Source organism: Nocardia niwae NBRC 108934 = DSM 45340, from assembly GCF_001613465.1.
Classification (GTDB): domain Bacteria; phylum Actinomycetota; class Actinomycetes; order Mycobacteriales; family Mycobacteriaceae; genus Nocardia; species Nocardia niwae.
Window position 1 is genome coordinate 102,339 of record NZ_BDCK01000002.1, and the last position, 19,327, is coordinate 121,665.

A 19,327-nucleotide genomic window follows, 5' to 3' on the forward strand; every position below is an offset into this window, starting at 1 on the left:
CAGCGGAAACGCCGAAGCGAGGTAGGTGAAATGGCCACTGGGGTTGGCCTGCGCGTCGCCGCGGACGAGTGCACGGCGGTCATCGTCACCGATGGTGGCGACGAGCCGCGGTACATCGTCCGGGAGTCCGTCCTGCACATGTCCGACGAAGGGGACGCCGAACTGGGCGGTCCCGCGCCGAGCGGGCACTCCCACTCGATCACCGGCTTCGTGCCCGCCGTGGGCGACCCGGCGGGAATCCCGGTCGACGACGGCGAGGCGTATCGCGCCGAAGACCTGGTCGCGACCGCGCTGTTCTGCCTGATCAACCTGACCGCCGAACATCTCAGCGGTCCGGCCGAGTTCTACGCGACGCATCCGGCGCACTGGCCCGCCGAGCATGTGCGTTCGCTGCGCGACGCGTTGGACTACCTGGGTCTGCGCTCGGTGCTGCTGGTCAGTGAGGGTGAGCTGCCCAGCGCCGAAACCGGAGCCGACGGTCGGTCCCTCGCCCACGACGCGGCCCGGGGAGCGCTGGCCGCCGTGCTCGCCACTCCCGCCGGGGCCACCCCGCCGGACCCCACCACCGCGGAGAACTCGACGGTGGACACCATCGTCATCCCGGCCGTGCCCGCGGCGGACGCGCTACCGCAGGCGTATTCGGCGGCCCTCCCGATCGCCGAGCCGACGCTGGTCGCCGAATCCGAGCCGGAAGCCGAGAAGCCCGCGCAGGCACCGGCTCCCGCGAAGGAGACGAAACGCACGCCCGTGCTGGTCGCGGGCGCCGCTGCGGTCGGGCTGATGCTCGGCGGCATCGTGGTGGCCCTGCTGTTCCGCGACGGCGGCGAGACGCCGGTGCCGCCGTTGCCCGACGCCAAGTCCGAGCCGACGTCGGTGAGTCCGGCCCCGCCCCCGCCGCCGGTCGTCACCTCGGCGACGCCATCCACCACCGAACCGGAGCCGCCGGTGGTGATCACCGAGACCACGACGCCGGAGCCGACCACCACGCCGCCGACCACCACCACCGAGCCGCCGACCACGACACCGACCACCACCACGCGCCCCACGACCACGCGCCCCACGACCACGACCAACCCGTTCGGGCAGCAGCTGCCGCAGATTCCCACCATCCCCGGCATGGGAATACCGGGTAGTCGGTGATTAGTAGCGTCCTATCCGGGTTTGTGGCTTAGAGTGTTGCGCTGACCGTGTTGTCGGATGAATTCCCACACCGGTCGGTTGCTGGACGAAGGCTGTGCGCCAACGGATTCTGCCCGTGGCCACGGATTTAGCTGGCACGTGCGTGCCGACGAAGGGACTTCATGCGCAAGTTGGTGGCGCGTCGCGCCGCGGTCAAGGCTGTCGCCATCGCATCGACCGTTCTCCTGGCTCCCTTGTTCGGCACCACCACCGCCTCGGCGGTTCCCGAAGCCCCGGCGCAGCTCGCCGCGGACAACCTCCCACCGGAACTCGTGCAGGCCATCGCGCGGGATCTGAAGATGACCCCGACGGAGTACCTGGACCGCGCCGCGCGCGCCCAGCAGCTGCGCGACTACGCGCGCGATTTCCGTTCGGAACGACCGGATTCCTACGCGGGCGCCTGGATCGGCGCCGACGGCAAGCCCGTCATGGCGGTGACTTCGCTGGACGCCGCCAAGATCGTCGCGGCCGACGGCTACCAGACCCGGCTTGCCCCGGTGTCCGCGGACAGCCTGGAGACCTCGCTGGTGCAGCTCAACCAGTGGATCACCGGACTGCCGCGGGAGATCTCGCAGGCGATCAACTCCGTGGCCATCGACTTCCTGAACAGCCAGCTGGTGCTCAGCGTCGCCAACACGCCCGCGGGGCACATGCTCAACCTGCCCACCCTGCTGGCGAACATCAAGGTCATCCTGTCACCGAACAGCGGAGGCCCGGTCGAGCGCAGGCCGATGGGCGGGGACACCTACATCAGCGCTCCCGGTTCGCTCGCCGACTCGTCGCTACGCGCGGTCGACGTGTGCTCGTTCGGGTTCAACAGCATCGACGCGTCCGGCAACGCGCTGAATATCAGTGCGGGCCACTGCGATCCGAATCTGGGCAAGGGCAACCAGGAAGCCGGCGTCTACCTGCCGAACGTCCGCGACATCCCGGCCAGCCCCGAACTCGGCACGTTCGTGCGCGCCTCGCTGGGCGGACAGTCCGCGCTGGACTACTCGGTGATCAAGCTGAACGAGCGCGCGGTGCGGGCGGGCATGGACCAGCCCTCGGTGCGCGGCGCCAACGGCACCACGATCGCGATCACCGGCACCGCCGACCCGATCACCGGCGCTCCGGTCTGCAAGTCCGGTCAGTCGTCCACCTTCACCTGCGGTTTCGTCGTGGCCGATCGGGTGGAGACGCAGCTCTACACCGCCGAGGGCGAGAGCAAGACCGTGCGCGGGTTCGCCAGCTCGGCCTGCACCCTTGGCGGCGACAGCGGCGGCGCGATCGTGTCCGGCACGTTGGCGCTTGGCATTACCAGCGGTTCCAACGCCGCCGACGCGCCGAACTGCAACGAGGCCAACGTCGCGCTCGCGCAGTACGGCGGCACCGCTTCGCTCGGCATCCCGATCCGGGCGATCCTGGCCGATATCGACGCCTCTTCCGGCGGCGGAATCGGCACCGGAATCGCCGTGCGCACCCGGCCGAACGCGAGCTGAGCGCGCGCCCGAAATCTGTGGCAATCCACATATCCCCGTTCGCGGGGCTATGACGGAGTCGAGAACCACAAGATGAGTAGGCATACCGCGCCAAACCCCATATAGTCTGCTCATGCTCCTGCCACGTATAGGACCTCCCCGCTCGACTGCGCGACAGACCGTAATCCGAAAGACAGTGATCGCCGCCTCGGCGGCGATACTGCTGTTCGGGCCCACGGCGGCAGTAGCGACGGCTCAGCCCGACCAGGGTCCCGGCCTTCCCGCCGAACTGGTCGCCGCGGTGACCCGCGATCTGAAGATCTCGGCCGACGAGTACCTGCACCGCGCGGAGGTGGCGCAGCAGGTGGCCGCGTTCGCCACCACCGCCCAGCGGCAGTACCCGGCCGTGTTCGCCGGTTCCTGGCTGGACGACGCGGGCAAGGCGGTCGTGGCGCTGGCGCAGGGTCCCGGCGCCGACGACGCGAAGAAGGCCGCGGAGTCGGCCGGTTTCGAGGTCCGCAACGTCGCCAAGAGCGAAGCGGCCCTGCGTGGTGAGAAGAGCGCGTTCGAGCGCTGGCTGGAAGGTCAGCCGGAGGCGGTGCGGGCGCTGGTGCGCGGGGCGGTGGTGGACACCGTGAACAACGCGATCGCGGTCCGCGTCGACCAGGCGGGTCTGCCGATGCCGAACTTCATCGACCCGGCGCGCGTCATCGTGATGGCCCCGCCGGTGGCGGGTGAGCAGGGCCCCATCCAGGCCGGTGAGATCGCCGGTGAGGCGCGTGGCGCGCTCGCGGGCGGCGACGGCTACGCCTCGGTCGCCGGACGCAGCTCCCTGCGCTGCTCGCTCGGCTTCAACGGCACCGACCGCAACGGCAACACGGTGAACATCACCGCGGGCCACTGCAACCCCGACATCCCCTCCGCGGGCAGCGGCAACGCCGCGGGCGTGTACGAGATGAACGGCGACCGCCTCGGCGCGCAGCTCGGCGTCTTCCAGAAGTCGGTGCTCGGCGAGCAGGATTACTCGATCATCCGGGTCAACGACCAGGCCAAGGACCGGTTCGCCAACAACGGCGTCCGTGCGCCCGGCGCGGCTCCGATCCCGGTCGACGGCGTGGCGACCCCGGTCGTCGGCGCCCCCGTGTGCAAGTCCGGTGCGCGCACCGGCTTCAGCTGCGGCGTGGTCAACGCTGTCGACCAGACCGTGCAGGTCGGCGACCGGGAGCTCACCCAGAGCTTCTCGGCCAATATCTGCGCGCTGCCCGGCGACAGCGGCGGCCCGATCGTGACCGGTCGCCTGGCGCTCGGCATCTCCAGCGCGTCCTCGGTGGCGGACTACCCGATCTGCGAGATCCCGAATCTCATCGGCGCCCTCACCGGCAACGTGCCGCAGCTGTTCGCGCAGCCGGTGCACGTCGTGCTCTCCGACAACCCGGGGCTGCGCGTGCGCACCAACTGACAGCAGGAACGGCAAAAGGCCGGCAGCGTCGAGCTGTCGGCCTTTTTGCCGTCTCGGCGGCTTTCCACTGCCCTTACGCGGCCCCCCACGCCGGAAACGCCGCATGGAGTGCGGCTGCGGTCCGGCATCCTGGACCGCATGTGTTTGGTGTTGATCGGCTGGCGCGCGCACCCGGAATACCGGTTGATCGTGGCCGCCAACCGGGACGAGTTCTACACTCGGCCGACCGAGTCCATGCGCTGGTGGCCCGAGGCGCCCGGTCTGCTCGCCGGACGCGACACCGGAGCCCCGGGCCGGGCCCACGGTGAGCCTCCCGGGACCTGGCTGGGCCTCAGCATCCAGCCGCACGGCGACAATCGCTTCGCCGCTGTCACGAACGTGCGTAATCCCGCCGATCTACGCCTTGACGCCCGTTCCCGCGGCGCGCTGCTGATGGACTTCCTGCGCGGCGCCTCCGACCGCGGTGCGGCGGCCGAATTCGCCGGGCCGGAGAAGTATGTCCTCGACGTCGCCGCCGCGCCGGACGACTACAACGGCTACAACTTGGTGGCGTCCGACCTGCGCACGCTGTGGTGGCATTCCAATCGCAGCGCCGGGGAACCACGCGAACTCGCTCCGGGCTTCCACGGCCTCTCCAACGGCACGTTCGTCACCTCCGCAGGTCTGAACCCGGTCGAACCGGAGCTGAACGCGCCACAGCCCATCTGGCCCAAGATACGGGCGGGTGTGACCGAGTTGCGCGATGTGGTGCACACCGAGCCCGGTGCGGTGGACCGCTACTTCGAGGTGCTGGCCGACCGCACCGAAGCTTCCGACGACCTTTTGCCGCACACGGGGGTGCCCCACGAGATGGAGCGGGCTCTCTCGGCCAGGTTCATCGCGCACACCGTGCACGGAACCAGGGCGAGCACGGTGCTGATCGTCCGGGAGGACGGGACGTTCGACATGGTCGAGCGCTCGTTCGGCAGATCGGGCGAGGAGTTGGGTGAGGTCGTCGTGCGCGGCCTGCTCGATCTGACCGGGTGAACGACCGGCGGCCCGCTCTCCGAGGAGAGCGGGCCGCCGGGATGTACGGAGGGCCGGGCCGGAGGCTTACTTCGCCGGCTTGTCCGCCCACTTCGTGGTGCCTTCCGGCGCCTGCAGCGTGTTGATCAGGTCGATACCCGCGACAGCCAGCATGGGGCCACCGACCGCCACGGTGCCGAGGATGCCGCCGATGCCCGCGCCCGCGATCGCGGCCGGGATGCAGCCGACACCCAGGAACGGCAGGCCGAGGATGCAGCCGATCACCGCACCGCCGATGACGCCGACGGCGGTGCCGAGGAAGCCACCGACCGCGGTCGCGATGCCGAACTGGCTGGCGAACTCGTTCTGCGCGCGCTGGTTCTCGATCGGCGAGGCGATCGGCTGCGCGACAACGTTGACCGCGTTGGCCGGCTTGTCCTTGGGCACGGTCACACCCTGCTCAGGCGTCAGCTCGAGCACCGTGTTGTCGTCCTTCACCACCGGCTTCACCGGAACGACGGTGTCGGCGACCTTGAAGGCGATCGGCAGCGTGAGGACCGCGTTGCCCTGCGCGTCCTTGATCCGGTAGACATCGTCTTCCTTGACGTCCTCGGAAGACTTGGCCAGCTCGAAGGTTCCCCCCTTGAGCGTCGTCACGACGGTCTTCTCCACCAGCTTGACCGAGTACCGGATCGGGTCGGCGGCCGGTTCGGCATCGGCATGGGCGGTTCCCAGTCCGATGGTCATCGCACCGATGACCATCGCGGCCGCCGCGGTGGTTCTGCGGAGTTTCATTCAGTTTCCAATCCATCATCAGGTCGTACGTCACCGCTGCTCTTCAGCACGCGAGAGCTCTATCCAGCACATCCGGGTGGTCGGCTCCGGATCCTCCCCGAGCGGTGTGAAGACGGTCGCAGTGATCAGAACGTCGTGAGCCTAATAGAACGCCGCGTTTTAAGCGAGATCCCTTATCAGGCATGGGGACTAAGCCAATCCTTACCGACTGGACGGGATGGTTCGACGTTTACGGTGGTGAACAACCGGCCGGCAGCGGGATCGGCGAGGATTACTGTGACATTGATCACAGGTAAATAATGGGTCAAGCCCCAGCATATGGGGCTATAGCCCAAAAGCCGATCGTACGATGGACACGGTTGTTACTGGCGGGTAACTTACTGCCAGTTAGGATACGAGCCAACCGACGCGGTAGCAGAACGCAGCCGCGCTCGAGGTGCCTCTAAAGAAAGGTCGCGACATGAATGCCCTGACAGTGACGCTGGGCACGATTGGGGCGGCGCTCAGCCTCCTGTGTTGGGCGTCGTTCATCGGCGGCGTCCGCAATATCGTCCGCGCCATCATGATCGGACAGCCCGCGCCGGACCGCTGGCGGCCCTTCTTCCCGCGCTTCAAGCAGATGATCGTGGAATTCCTGGCGCACACGCGCATGAATAAATTCCGCACCGTCGGCTGGGCGCACTGGCTGGTGATGATCGGCTTCATCGGCGGCGCCATGCTCTGGTTCGAGGCGTACGGGCAGACGTTCGACCCGGCATTCCACTGGCCGATCATCGGCAACCTGGCCGTCTACCACCTGTGGGACGAGATCCTCGGCATCGGCACGGTGGTCGGCATCCTGACGCTGATCATCCTGCGCCAGCTCAATCACCCGCGGCTGCCCGAGCGCCTGTCTCGCTTCAGTGGTTCGAAGTTCGCCCCGGCCTACGTCATCGAGGCGATCGTGCTGCTCGAGGGCCTGGGCATGATCTTCGTGAAGGCGGGCAAGATCGCCGCCTACGGCCACTCCGACCCGGCCACCGACTTCTTCACCATGCAGGTGGCGAAGCTGCTGCCCGCGAACACCACGATGGTGGCGCTGTTCGCCTTCGTGAAGCTGATGTCCGGCATGGCGTTCCTGTACTTCGTCGGCCGCAACGTCACCTGGGGCGTGGCCTGGCACCGGTTCTCGGCGTTCCCGAACATCTACTTCAAGCGTGAGGAAGACGGCGGCGTCGCGCTCGGCCCGGCCAGGCCGATGATGTCGAAGGGCAAGCCGGTCGACATGGAGACCGCCGACCCCGACACCGACACCTTCGGCGCGGGCCGGATCGAGGACTTCTCCTGGAAGGGCTGGCTGGACTTCACGACCTGCACCGAGTGCGGCCGCTGCCAGTCGCAGTGCCCCGCCTGGAACACCGGCAAGCCGCTGTCGCCGAAGCTGCTGATCATGTCGCTGCGCGACCACGGTTACGCGAAGGCCCCCTACCTGCTGGCCGGCGGCCGCAAGGATATGGGCGGCGACGAGGTCGGGCTGGTCGACGCCGAGGGCAACCCGGACGAGGCGAAGCTGGCGAAGATCTCCGAGGCCGCGAAGGCCGAGGCCGAGCGGCCGCTGGTCGGCGGAGCGGACGTCAACGGCATCATCGATCCCGAGGTGCTGTGGAGCTGCACCACCTGTGGCGCGTGCGTCGAGCAGTGCCCGGTGGACATCGAGCACGTCGACCACATCATCGACATGCGCCGCTACCAGGTGCTGATCGAGTCGGAGTTCCCCTCCGAGCTCGCCGGCCTGTTCAAGAATCTGGAGAACAAGGGCAACCCCTGGGGCCAGAACGCCAAGGACCGGCTCAACTGGATCAACGAACTCGATTTCCAGATCCCCGTGTTCGGCCAGGACGCCGACAGCTTCGACGGCTACGAGTACCTGTTCTGGGTCGGCTGCGCCGGCGCCTACGAGGACCGCGCCAAGAAGACCACCAAGGCGGTCGCCGAGTTGCTGGCCACCGCGGGCGTGAAGTTCATGGTGCTCGGCGCGGAGGAGACCTGCACCGGTGACTCCGCTCGCCGCGCGGGCAACGAGTTCCTGTTCCAGCAGCTGGCCCAGCAGAACATCGAACTGCTGAACTCGGTGTTCGAGGGCGTCGAGGATCGCAAGAAGAAGATCGTCGTCACCTGTGCGCACTGCTTCAACGCGCTGAACAACGAGTACCCGCAGGTCGGCGGCACCTACGAGGTCGTGCACCACACTCAGCTGCTCAACCGCCTGGTGCGGCAGAAGCAGTTGGTCCCGGTGGCCTCGGTCTCGCAGAACGTCACCTACCACGACCCTTGCTACCTGGGCAGGCACAACAAGATCTACAACGCGCCGCGTGAGCTGATGGCCGCGTCCGGTTCGAACCTGGTCGAGATGCCCCGGCACGGCGAGCGGTCGATGTGCTGCGGCGCCGGTGGCGCTCGGATGTGGATGGAAGAGCAGCTCGGCAAGCGCGTCAACATCGACCGGGTGGACGAGGCGCTGACCACCTCGCCCGCCAAGATCGCGACCGGCTGCCCGTTCTGCCGCGTGATGCTCACCGACGGCGTCACCGCGCGCCAGGAGAAGGGCGAAGGCGAAGGCGTCGAGGTGGTGGACGTCGCTCAGCTGATGCTGGACGCCATCGAGCGCGTCGAGCCCGCGGTGCTGACCGAGAACCTGACCGTCATCCAGGAGCCGAAGGCGCCCGAGGCGGAGCCCGAGCCGGAACCGGAGCCCGAACCCGCCCCGGCCGCCGAAGCTTCCGCTCCGGCCAAGGCCGCGCCGACCGGTGGCGGTCTGGCGATGAAGGGTCCGGCGAAAGCGCCCGGCGGTGGCGGTCTGGCCATGAAGGGCCCGGCCAAAGCGCCCGGCGGCGGTCTCGGCATGAAGGGTGCCGCGAAGGCGCCCGGGGCCAAGGCTCCGGCCGCCGAACCGGCGGAGGCGGAGACTTCGGCGCCTGCCGCTCCGGTCAAGGGACTGGCCATGAAGGGCCCGGCGAAGGCGCCCGGTGGTCTGGGGATGAAGGGCGGAGCCAAAGCGCCCGGCGCGAAGGCCGCCGCGGCCCCAGCCGCCGCCGAAGCCCCGGCCGAAGCAGCCGAGGCCGAAGCTCCCGCGGCTGAGCCGGTCAAGGGATTGGGCATGAAGGGCGGCGCGAAGGCGCCCGGTGGCGGTCTCGCCATGAAGGGCGCGGCCAAGGCGCCCGGCGCCAAGGCTCCGGCGTCCGCCCCTGCGGCCGAGGCCGCGCCCGCGGAACCGGCCGAGGCAGCGTCGACCGAGACCGGCCCGACCGAGACCAAGCCGACGGTGCCCGCCAAGGGGCTGGCCATGAAGTCCGGCTTCAAGCGGCCCGGCGCCAAGGCCCCCGGCAAGCCCGCCGCGGCCCCGGCCGAAGCCGCTTCCGACCCCGCTCCGGCGGAGCAGGCCACCGCCGCGGACACTCCCGCGACGCAGCCCGAACCCGCTGCCGAGCAGTCCAACGGCGCGAACGGCAACGGTGCACCCGAAGCCGCGCCGCCTACCGCCAAGCCCGGCGGTCTCGGTTTCAAAGCGGGCGCGAAAGCGCCGGGCCGGAAGAGCTGAGTTCAGAAATCTCACAGTGCCATCGGCCGGGTCCGGAAACGGACCCGGCCGATTTGTATGGGTTGCAGCTACTGCGGCGTGGCGCGTACCGGCGCTATGGCACTGAGGACCCTGTTCATGTTGGCGGACAAGTCGGCGCTGGAATGGGTCCTCCGTGATGAGGTCGCCGCCGCCGACTTTGCTGAGGTGACCAGCGCACCTGGTGCGCTGGTGGCGGGTTGTCACCTCACAGCTCTCGAGATCGGCTACTCGGCGCGATCTCACGCGGACTACATCGCCAAGATCGCCGGGCAGAAGGCACTGGTCTGGCTTCCCGTGACAGAAGAAGCGATGGACCGAGCGCTGGAGGTGCAGGGGCTGCTCGCTGCCCGAGGCGCACATCGCCTACCGATCCCGGATCTGATCCTCGCAGCGATCGCCGAGGTAAACGACGCGACCGTTCTGCATGTGGACAGCGACTATCAGACGATCGCGGAAATCACCGGTCAGCCGCATCGGCGCCTCGGGACGAAAACGTAACCAGCCATTGCGCCGGCAGCGGCGCGAGCGGCCGCGGACACGCGGGTACGTACCCTGGCCGCGGCGTGTAAGGCCCGGCCAGGGTGTGCGACTACGGCCTGGTCAGCGCGGCGTACCGAGCGAGATGCTCGTCGGTGGAACCGAATTCGTGCTCGATCACGGTGAGCCGCTTGAAGTAGTGGCCGATGGCCAGCTCTTCGGTCATCCCCATAGCTCCGTGCAATTGCACGGCGTTCTGCCCGATGAAGCGCGCCGCCCTGGCGACGGTGACCTTCGCGGCCGAGACGGCGCGAGCACGGTCTTCGGCGGAGGCGCGCAGGGAATGGGCGGCCAGGTGGACCGCGGCGATGGCCTGCTCCAGTTCGATGTACATGTCGACCATGCGGTGTTGCAGCACCTGAAAGCTGCCGATCGGCTGACCGAACTGCTCGCGCTGCTTGGCATAGTCGATGGTGTCGGCGAGCACTTTGCGCATGCAGCCGACCGCCTCGGCGCAGATGGCCGCGGTCGCCTCCGCGATCGTCGGCTCGATGACGGTCCAGCCGTCCGACTCCGGCCCGAGCAGAGCGTCGGCGGGCAGCCGCAGGCCGGTGAGCACGAGGTCGGCGGCGGTCCGGTCGTCGATGGTGCGATAGGTGTGCACCTCGATTCCGGCGGGCGGAGCGCTCGCGTCGAATTCGAGCCGGAACAGGGAGATGCCCGCCTTGTCGCGCCGCTGACCGGACGTGCGCGCGGTGATCAGCAGATCGGTGGCCAGCGGCGCGCTGGTCACCACGGTCTTCGCGCCGTTGAGCACCCAGGCGTCGCCGTCGCGGCGGGCGGTGGTCGACACGTCGTGCAGCGCGTGCCCCGATGACGGTTCCAGGGCGGCGAACGCGATGCGCGCGTCACCGGAGACGATCCGGCGCAGCACGGCATCGGCCTGCTCGCCACCGGAACGATCCAGCAGACCGGCGCCGAGCACGACCGTGTCCACGAACGGCTCGACCACCAGCGCGCGGCCGAGTTCTTCGGCGATCACCATGAGTTCGACCGGCCCGCCGCCGGTGCCGTCCACCCGCTCGGGCAGCGTCGCGCCGAGAATGCCCAGCTCTTCGGCGAAGCCGCGCCAGACGGCGGGCTGCCAGCCTGCCTCCGATTTCGCCGCCGCGCGGCTCTTCTCCAGGTCGTATCGGGCGCCGAGGTATCCGGCGATCGCGGAACGGAGCATTTCCTGCTCATCGGTAAGCGTGAAGTCCATCAGAGCCCCAATGCTGCTTTGGCGAGAATGTTTCGCTGAATCTCGTTGCTGCCCGCGTAGATCGAGCCCGCTCGGTCGTTGAAGTACTTCAGCGGCGCGACGGCCTGCCAGTCCGCGCCACTGTGGTAGCCGTCGTCGGGCGGCGTGAACTGGGCGATCGGCCCGCCCGGCTGGGTGGCATGCGGCTGGTACACGCGCCCGCGCGGTCCCGCGGCCTCCAGTGCCAGTTCGGTGAGCTTCTGGCTGAGTTCGGTGCCGAGGATCTTGAGGATGGAGGACGCGGGGCCCGGGTTCTTGCCCTGTGCCATCGCGGAAATGGTGCGGTACTCCAGGATTTCCAGCACTTCGGTGCGGATGCGCAGGTCCGCCAGCTTCGCCGCGAACGCGCGGTCGTCGATCAGCGGGTTGCCGTCCGGGCCGGGCTGCTGCGCCGCGTTGGTGGCGATGTCCTCCGCCATGACCTGCAGCCACGGCGCTGCCGCTCCGCCACGCTCGTGCACCAGCAGGTATTTCGCGACGGTCCACCCGTCGTCGATCCGGCCGAGCACATTGCTCTTGGGTACCCGCACGTTGTCGAAGAAGACCTGGTTCTGCACCTGCTCACCGGAGGTCATCACCAGCGGCCGGATCTCGATGCCCGGCGAGGTCATGTCGATCAGCACGAATGTGATGCCCTGCTGCTTCTTCCCGGTGCGCGAGGTGCGCACGAGGCAGAAGATCCAGTTCGCCTCGGTGGCGTGGGTGGTCCAGATCTTGCTGCCGGTGCACACGAAATCCTCGCCGTCGTCGACGGCGGCCATGGACAGCGCGGCCAGGTCCGACCCGGCCTCGGGCTCGGAGTATCCCTGGCAGAAGAAGACCTCGCCGGTGAGGATGCGCGGCAGATAGAACGCCTTCTGCTCGTCGGTGCCGAACGCGATGATCGCGGGCGCCACCATCCTGATGCCCATCGGCGAGAGCGCCGGCGCACCTGCCAGCGCCGATTCGCGCTGGTAGATGTAGTGCTGGGTCAGGCTCCAGTCGCATCCGCCGTGCTCGACCGGCCAGGCGGGCGCCGCCCAGCCGCGCTCGTGCAGGATCCGCTGCCATTCCATGCTCGCCTCATGGTCGGGATACACGCTCGTCGCCAAGCGCCCGGCCCGCCGCAATTCCGGCGTCAGCTTCGCGTCGAGGAATGCGCGCACCTCGTCCCGAAACGCCAGATCCTCCGCTGACCAGTCGAAATCCATCTGCCCTCCCAGAGGGTGTGCACCGTTGCTTCCATGGCGGCCGTTCCGCCACCATGCGACAGAATGTACGGGTATTTCTTTCATAGAGTCAAACTGACGTCACCCGCCTGCACATCCTCCACCAGGTAAGACCGGCAGCCGGACGCCATTGAGGTCGGCCGCTGGTAACTCGGGCCCGGCGGTGGCGCGCAGGAAGTCGAGAGCCTTCGATGAGTCGGGCGCGGTTCAGCAGTCTTCGAAGTAAGCCTTCGCGAAGCCCACGGATTGGTAGACGTAGTCGTAGGCCCAGCGAGGGACGGAGAGATCAGGTTCCGGGTCGGTGAAAAGGAGTTCTCCGTCCCAGCACTTCCGCAGGATGTAGCGGGCTCGGGAGATGTGCGGAGTGAAGGTGACGACGATGACTCGCCGCCAATTGCGGGCGCGGGCCAGGCGGGCGAGTTCCCTGCCCTCGCCGCGGGTGGTGCGTGGTGACGGGTCGAAGCACAGCACCTCGAAGCTGTAGCCGCCGTGGCAGATACGGTTCAGCATGGCGCTGTTCTCATAGGGGTCGGAGAACACCACACGGGGGGCGTACCCCTCGCGCGCCAGGCGCAGACCCAATTGCTCTCGGCCGTCGTGCGCCCCGCCCAGGACGAGAACGGCGTCCGCCTGCGCGGGCGGGTCGGTCCGCGGACACACATAGACCGGCCACAGCGCGACCGCGGCGACGATCACCGCCACACCGGCGCCGAGCACGCGCCACACCCACCGACCACGTCGCACCATGCCGATGCTAGCCGGGCTTCGCGACCGTTCCACCAGGTCACGGCCTTCTGATCGGCGATGTCGCCGCATGTACACCTGCTGTTGCCCGGACCCTTGCCTCGCTGACGTGGCGTGGCCATCGGAGGGGCTTACCAATCGATCATGCGATGCACAGTCTTCGGAACCGGGTATCTCGGGGCCACGCACGCGGCGTGCATGGCCGAACTCGGGCACGACGTCATCGGAGTGGACGTGGACCCGGGCAAGGTCGCGAAGCTGTCCGACGGAGTGGTGCCGTTCTACGAACCTGGCCTGGAGGGCGTGCTGCGTCGTAACCTCGACGCGGGCCGCTTGCGGTTCACCACCTCCTACGCCGAGGCGGCCGCGCACGCGGAGGTGCATTTTCTCGGCGTGGGCACCCCGCAGAAGAAGGGCGAATACGCCGCCGACCTGAAATATGTGCACGCGGTGGTGGATACGCTCGCCCCACTGCTGGATCGTCCCTCCGTGATCATCGGCAAGTCGACGGTTCCGGTCGGCACCGCCGCCGCGCTCGGCGCCCGCGCTCGCGCACTGAGTTCCACCGACGTCGAGGTGGCGTGGAATCCGGAATTCCTGCGGGAAGGCTTCGCGGTCAAGGACACCTTGCGGCCGGACCGGCTCGTCCTCGGCGTCGACCGGGAGCGCGCGGCGGCTGGATGGGTCGAGAATCTGGTGCGCGAGATATACGCCGATCTCCTCGTCGCCGAGGTTCCTTTCCTGCTGACCGACCTGGCCACAGCCGAATTGGTGAAGGTCTCCGCGAACGCCTTTCTGGCCACGAAGATCTCGTTCATCAACGCGGTGTCCGAGGTATGCGAGGCGACCGGCGCGGATGTGACCATGCTGGCCGACGCCCTCGGTTACGACGCGCGCATCGGCCGCCGATTCCTCAACGCGGGCCTGGGTTTCGGCGGCGGGTGTCTGCCGAAGGACATCCGCGCGTTCATGGCCCGATCCGGCGAGCTCGGCGCCGACCACGCCGTCGCTTTTCTGCGCGAGGTGGACAACATCAATATGCGCCGCCGGACCAAGGTGGTCGACATGGCCGCCCGCGTCTGCGGCGGCTCACTGCTGGGAGCCAACGTCGCTGTGCTCGGCGCGGCGTTCAAACCGGAGTCCGACGACGTCCGCGACTCGCCCGCGTTGAACGTGGCCGGCATGATCCAGTTACACGGGGCCGTGGTGACCGTCTACGACCCTAAGGCCCTGGAGAACTCGCGCCGGGTGTTCCCGACCCTGAATTACGCGACCTCGGTCGCCGAGGCGTGCGAGCGGGCCGACGTGGTGCTCGTGCTCACCGAGTGGGACGAATTCACCGCTTTGCGACCGCAGGACCTGGATGGAGTGGTGCGCGCCCGCTCGATCATCGACGGCCGGAACTGTCTCAATCGTGCCATCTGGAGAGCAGCCGGATGGGTGTACGCGGGACTCGGCACACCGTAGAGTTGCGGGGCGAGGCGGGCTACTGCCAGACAGACGACCAGTCCTGCCTTAAGCACAGCTGATCGCCGACGGTAGGGTCCGTCCAGCGGGTCTCCGCCGACGGACGGCGCAGGCTCGCATGTCGTGAAGTGTGAAACGAGATGGGCAGCTGATGAGTTCGGTACTGGGAGTTTCGGTGGGGGCCGGCGCTGTCCGTATGGCGCGGCCGCACGCCGGTAACCCCCACGGGCATGTCTCCCCGCATTCCTTCGATCTGCAGACCATTCCGGTTCTCGACCAGAGCGTAGAGGAACTGGCGGCCGAAGCCATCGGGGTCACCCTGGAAGCCACGCCGGGAATCGGCGCCACCGCGATCGCCTATCGCAGTGAGCAGCACGCCCGCGCCATCCGCGCCGCCATGGCCCGCCAGCAGCTGACCAATTACGAACTCGTGCCGGAGATCGCGGCAGCACTCGAGTTCGCGCAGGCCACCGGCGATATCCGGGGCATCTCCTCGCTGGTCGTCTACGACCTGGGCAGTTCGGGGCTGACGGTGAGCGTGGTCGACACCCAGACCCGCGAGGTGCGGCACAGCGAACGCACCAGCGACATCAGCGGTGACTATCTCGACTCGTTGATCCGAGAGCAGCAGATCGCCTCGGGGCGCATCGCGCACCCGCCGAACGCCGCGGGCCTGGCCGCGCTGGACGCGCTGTGCCGGGAGGCGAAGGAGCAGCTCACCAGCAATACCGCGGTCGCGCTGCCGAGCGAGCAGGGTTTGGTCCTGCTCGCGCAGGAGAACTTCGAATCGCTGATCATGCTGGCCATCGAATCGTCGGCGCGGATGGCGCGGGACGTGATCGTCCGCTCGGACCGGCCGGTGCACGGCGTGCTGGCCATCGGCGGTTGCGCGCGGATCCCGCTGGTGGCCAAGGTGCTCGAGCGCTGGATGGGCGTACCCGTCATCGTGCCGGACAGCCCGGAGACCGTGATGGCGCGCGGCGCGGCGCTGCTGGCCAGACCGGTGGGCAAGGAGACGCCCGCCGCGACCGCCGCGCTGGACGACGAACTGTCGCCGGCCTGGTTGTCGGCCCCGGCCCAGCGCGGCAAACGTGAGATCAGCGGCGCCGTGTTGACGGTGAGCGCGCTGGCCGTGGTCGCCGCGATCGGGCTCGGCCTCGGCTACGGGCCACAGGTGCTGGAACGGGATTCGCACACCAGCGAGGGCTCGCCCACCGTCTCCCCGACCACCGCACCGCGCACGACCAGCTTGGATCCGCAGATCGCGGTCGCGCCGGGCACCACGGAGTCGCCCGCGCACGAATCGGTCGCCGCGCCGCCGCCGAACCGGCGGCAGACCACCAGCGAGGCGCCGCCGACGCCCGGCCCGAACACGATTGTGGTGCCGGGCCTTCCACCGATCGTGGTCCCCACGATCCCGCCGGAGGTCTTCCCCTTCCCGCCGCCGCCGGCGCGCTGAGCCGGATGACCGTGCCGCACAGGCCGGGGCGAGAAGGTACCAGCCCGACGTGCCGTGCTCAGCGCGCGAAGGTCCAGCAAATGGCGCTGTGCTCCACACGAGCCCGGGACGCGCAGCATGGCGCTCAGGCCCGACCGGTCCGCACGCAGCATGTCCGGTTGCGATTCAGACGCTGACGTGGCGGAAGTGGTTCACACCCTCGCGTGCCGGGCTCGGCGCGGGGGCGGGGGCGGGGTGGGTTCCTTGCTCGTGAAGGGCCGGGCCAGCAGGACCGCGATGCCGGTGGTCAACGGCACCGAGAGCGCCAGCGCGATGCCGCCGACCGCGGAGCGGGCGATCTCGATGGCCACCGCGTCACCGGTCAGCACGTCGCGGATGGACCGCCCCGCCACGCTGAACAGCAGCAGCAGCGGCAGCGCCCCACCGGCGTAGGCCAGCACCAGGGTGTAGACGGTACTGGCTATGTGGTCACGCCCCACCCGCATGGCGGCGGCGAAAACCTCCCGGCGGGATGCTGATTCATCGAGCGCGGCCAGCTCGAAGGCGGCCGACGCCTGAGTGATCGTGACGTCGTTGAGCACACCCAGCGAACCGATGATGAACCCGGCCAGCAGCAGTCCGGTGATGCTGACGTGCTCGATGTAGGTCGCGACGTTCGTGTTCTGTTCCTCGGAAAGCCCGGTGAGATGGGTGATCTCGATCGTGAGCCAGGACAGCGCGGCAGCGAGCAGCATCGAGGTCAGCGTGCCGAGCAGCGCCGAACTGGTGCGCAGGTTCACTCCGTGCGCCAGATACAGCACTGCGTAGAGGATCAGCGAGCCCGCGACCAGGGCGACCGGGATGGCCGGTTTGCCGTCCAGCAACGCGGGCAGCAGGAACAACACCAGGACCGCGAAGGCGAACACCAGGCCGAGCAGCGCGCGCACGCCACGCCAGCGGGCCACCGCGATGATCACCACCACGAAAGCGACGACGATCAGTGTGAGCGGCATTCCGCGCGAATAGTCCTCGAACGAGTACAGCGGCGTCCCGCTCGGGTCGGTCTGGCGGACCAGCCGCAGTTCGTCACCGGCGTGCAGGTCGGGCTGCCCTGGGCCGGGCGCGATTTCCAGCAACGTGCGGTTGCCCTTGTGCGGCCCGGATTCGATCGCGATCAGGCTGCGCTGACAGGTGTAGGCGTTGCTGCGAGGCGGCTCGGGCTGGTCGACGAACACCTTGCCCAGCGACGAGCTGCCGCATGGTCCGACGTCCTGCAGCACCACGGTGCCCGCCTCGGTCTGCACCGCGCCGCCGCCCGCGTTCTGCATGGGCAGCGGGATGTCGATGTGCTGCTTGCTCGGCCACAGCGCGATCGCGCTGATGACGACGACGACCCCGATCACGGTGAGTAGCCCGATGACCACGCGCGCCGCGGTCGCGCCGATCGCGATCGGTCCCGAATGATCGTGGTGATGATGGTGGTCGCTCACCGCGCTCCTACCTGTCAGAGGTGTTTCTGCCCGGAGCGAGCCTAAAGGATTTCATTTTCAAGACCGGCGCGGCGGTTACCGAACACTGCGGATACACGGTCAGAGCGATCCGATCGCGAAGAAAGGGATTAGAGGGGGCGGCGGAGAGCAGGGGGATGTCTCCGCCGCCCGCAGGGCAGGCGGCCCAGGGGGGTAGGCGGCCTAACCCGAGGCCGGATATGCCCAGGGGGGGTAGGCAATCCGACCAGGCACTCTAAGTGCCGAGGACCACTGTACACAAAAGTACTTCTTTTGCGCTAGCTAGTCGCCAAACCTGACAGATATCCGTACATCGGGTTTGTTTCCGGGCCGGAAGCGGGGCGATTATATGGTCCGCCGCCAGCCTTCCCACTATTGGCGATAGCTGGCGAGGAAGTTGCCGAAGCGTTCGATCGCGACCGCGAGATCCCGGGCCCAAGGCAGCGTCACGATCCGCAGATGGTCGTGACGCGGCCAGTTGAAGCCGGTGCCCTGCACCATCAGGATCTTCTCCTGCAGCAGCAGGTCCAGGATCAACTTGGAGTCGTCGTAGATCTCGTACACGTTCGGGTCCAGCTTCGGGAACGCGTAGAGCGCGCCTTTCGGCTTCACACACGACACTCCGGGAATCATGTTCAGCCGCTCCCAGGCGACGTCGCGCTGTTCGAGCAGCCTGCCGCCGGGCAGGATCAGATCCTCGATGCTCTGATGGCCGCCGAGGGCGACCTGAATCGCGTGCTGCGCGGGCACATTCGGACACAACCGCGAAGAGGCGAGCAGGTCGATGCCCTCCAGGAATCCGGCCGCGTGGTCCTTCGGGCCGGTGATCGCGAGCCAGCCCGAGCGATAGCCCGCCACCCGATAGGCCTTGGACAGCCCGTTGAAGGTCAGGCACAGCAGGTCGGGCGCCACGGTGGCCAGTGAGATGTGCTTGGCGTCGTCGTAGAGGATCTTGTCGTATATCTCGTCGGCCAGCAGCAACAGCTGGTGCTTGCGGGCGAGGTCGGCGATCTGCTGGAGCACTTCGGCCGAGTACACCGCGCCGGTGGGATTGTTCGGGTTGATCACCAGCAGCGCTTTGGTCTTGTCGGTGATCTTCGATTCGATGTCCGCGATATCGGGCTGCCAGCCGTTGGCCTCGTCACAGAGGTAGTGCACGGGGGTGCCGCCGGCCAGGCTGGTCATGGCCGTCCACAGCGGGTAATCCGGCGCCGGGATCAGCACCTCGTCGCCGTTGTCCAGCAGCGCCTGCATGGTGATGGTGATCAGCTCGGAGACGCCGTTGCCGAGGTAGACGCCGTCCACGTCGAGCTCGGGGAAGCCGGGCACGAGCTCGTAGCGGGTCACGATCGCGCGCCGCGCCGAGAGGATGCCCTTGGATTCGGAGTAACCCTGGGCGTACGGCAGCGCCGCGATGATGTCGCGCATGATCACGTCCGGCGCCTCGAAGCCGAACGGGGCGGGGTTGCCGATATTGAGCTTGAGAATGCGGTGGCCCTCGGCCTCCAGCCGTGCCGCGTGCGCGTGTACCGGTCCACGGATCTCGTAGACGACGTTCTGCAGCTTCGTGGACTGCTCCAGAACACGCGGGGGGCGGTGCGGATGATGAGGACTCACCCGTCCCATGGTGCCATCCGTCGCAACTGGATAAACCGCCTGTCCGAACGTACCCCGGGGCCTTCCCGCCCG

General features: G+C 68.3%; 14 protein-coding genes. 8 read left to right on the top strand and 6 right to left on the bottom strand.

The genetic code is table 11. From position 1 onward, the window contains the following. Positions 1-30 precede the first annotated feature (30 nt). The 4 genes from NNI01S_RS00940 (at position 31) to NNI01S_RS00955 (ending at position 5,124) form a co-directional block, all read left to right on the top strand. On the top strand, positions 31-1,140 hold the full coding sequence (locus NNI01S_RS00940; protein WP_063016469.1) for a hypothetical protein: 1,110 nt from the start codon (positions 31-33) through the stop codon (positions 1,138-1,140). A 161-nt stretch (positions 1,141-1,301) separates the two neighbouring features. Continuing rightward, positions 1,302-2,660 carry a S1 family peptidase gene (locus tag NNI01S_RS00945; protein ID WP_063016470.1) on the top strand — a complete coding sequence of 453 codons (1,359 nt, stop codon included), beginning with the start codon at positions 1,302-1,304 and terminating at the stop codon, positions 2,658-2,660. 175 nt (positions 2,661-2,835) lie between these two features. After that, positions 2,836-4,098 (top strand): S1 family peptidase, encoded by a 1,263-nt coding sequence (locus tag NNI01S_RS00950; protein WP_245675925.1) that lies wholly within the window; start codon positions 2,836-2,838, stop codon positions 4,096-4,098. A gap of 138 nt (positions 4,099-4,236) precedes the next feature. Then, positions 4,237-5,124, top strand: a complete 888-nt coding sequence (locus tag NNI01S_RS00955) for an NRDE family protein (protein ID WP_063016812.1) — start codon at positions 4,237-4,239, stop codon at positions 5,122-5,124. A 66-nt stretch (positions 5,125-5,190) separates the two neighbouring features. Here the strand turns inward: NNI01S_RS00955 and NNI01S_RS00960 are convergent, their stop codons facing one another. Beyond that, the gene (locus tag NNI01S_RS00960; RefSeq protein ID WP_063016475.1) at positions 5,191-5,898 is read right to left on the bottom strand and encodes a DUF8020 domain-containing protein; all 708 of its coding nucleotides are present in this window, start codon (positions 5,896-5,898) and stop codon (positions 5,191-5,193) included. Between the two features lie 460 nt (positions 5,899-6,358). Between NNI01S_RS00960 and NNI01S_RS00965 the strand changes: the two genes are divergently transcribed. Both NNI01S_RS00965 and NNI01S_RS00970 read left to right on the top strand, forming a co-directional pair. After that, positions 6,359-9,475 (top strand): (Fe-S)-binding protein, encoded by a 3,117-nt coding sequence (locus NNI01S_RS00965; protein ID WP_063016477.1) that lies wholly within the window; start codon positions 6,359-6,361, stop codon positions 9,473-9,475. Positions 9,476-9,553: 78 nt separating this feature from the next. Next, positions 9,554-9,994, top strand: a complete 441-nt coding sequence (locus NNI01S_RS00970; protein WP_174554340.1) for a PIN domain-containing protein — start codon at positions 9,554-9,556, stop codon at positions 9,992-9,994. A gap of 91 nt (positions 9,995-10,085) precedes the next feature. On the opposite strand, the gene NNI01S_RS00975 is transcribed toward NNI01S_RS00970, so the two are convergent. From NNI01S_RS00975 to NNI01S_RS00985, 3 genes are all read right to left on the bottom strand, one after another. Further along, positions 10,086-11,234, bottom strand: a complete 1,149-nt coding sequence (locus NNI01S_RS00975) for an acyl-CoA dehydrogenase family protein (protein ID WP_063016480.1) — start codon at positions 11,232-11,234, stop codon at positions 10,086-10,088. Then, entirely contained in the window at positions 11,234-12,463 is a 1,230-nt protein-coding gene (locus NNI01S_RS00980) for an acyl-CoA dehydrogenase family protein (RefSeq protein ID WP_063016482.1), read from the bottom strand. The genes NNI01S_RS00975 and NNI01S_RS00980 overlap by 1 nt, the downstream gene beginning before the upstream one ends. A 225-nt stretch (positions 12,464-12,688) precedes the next feature. Then, on the bottom strand, positions 12,689-13,228 hold the full coding sequence (locus tag NNI01S_RS00985; RefSeq protein WP_063016484.1) for a YdcF family protein: 540 nt from the start codon (positions 13,226-13,228) through the stop codon (positions 12,689-12,691). Positions 13,229-13,369: 141 nt separating this feature from the next. On the opposite strand from NNI01S_RS00985, the gene NNI01S_RS00990 reads away from it, so the two are divergent. Continuing rightward, the gene (locus tag NNI01S_RS00990) at positions 13,370-14,692 is read left to right on the top strand and encodes a UDP-glucose dehydrogenase family protein (protein WP_063016486.1); all 1,323 of its coding nucleotides are present in this window, start codon (positions 13,370-13,372) and stop codon (positions 14,690-14,692) included. A gap of 151 nt (positions 14,693-14,843) precedes the next feature. Then, positions 14,844-16,151, top strand: coding sequence for a DUF7159 family protein (locus NNI01S_RS00995; protein ID WP_245675926.1), 1,308 nt, complete (start codon positions 14,844-14,846; stop codon positions 16,149-16,151). Between the two features lie 191 nt (positions 16,152-16,342). Here the strand turns inward: NNI01S_RS00995 and NNI01S_RS01000 are convergent, their stop codons facing one another. Beyond that, positions 16,343-17,620: a YibE/F family protein gene (locus tag NNI01S_RS01000; RefSeq protein ID WP_063016490.1), complete on the bottom strand. Its 1,278-nt coding sequence runs from the start codon at positions 17,618-17,620 to the stop codon at positions 16,343-16,345. A 390-nt stretch (positions 17,621-18,010) separates the two neighbouring features. Continuing rightward, positions 18,011-19,264: a pyridoxal phosphate-dependent aminotransferase gene (locus tag NNI01S_RS01005; protein WP_063016491.1), complete on the bottom strand. Its 1,254-nt coding sequence runs from the start codon at positions 19,262-19,264 to the stop codon at positions 18,011-18,013. Positions 19,265-19,327 lie beyond the last annotated feature (63 nt).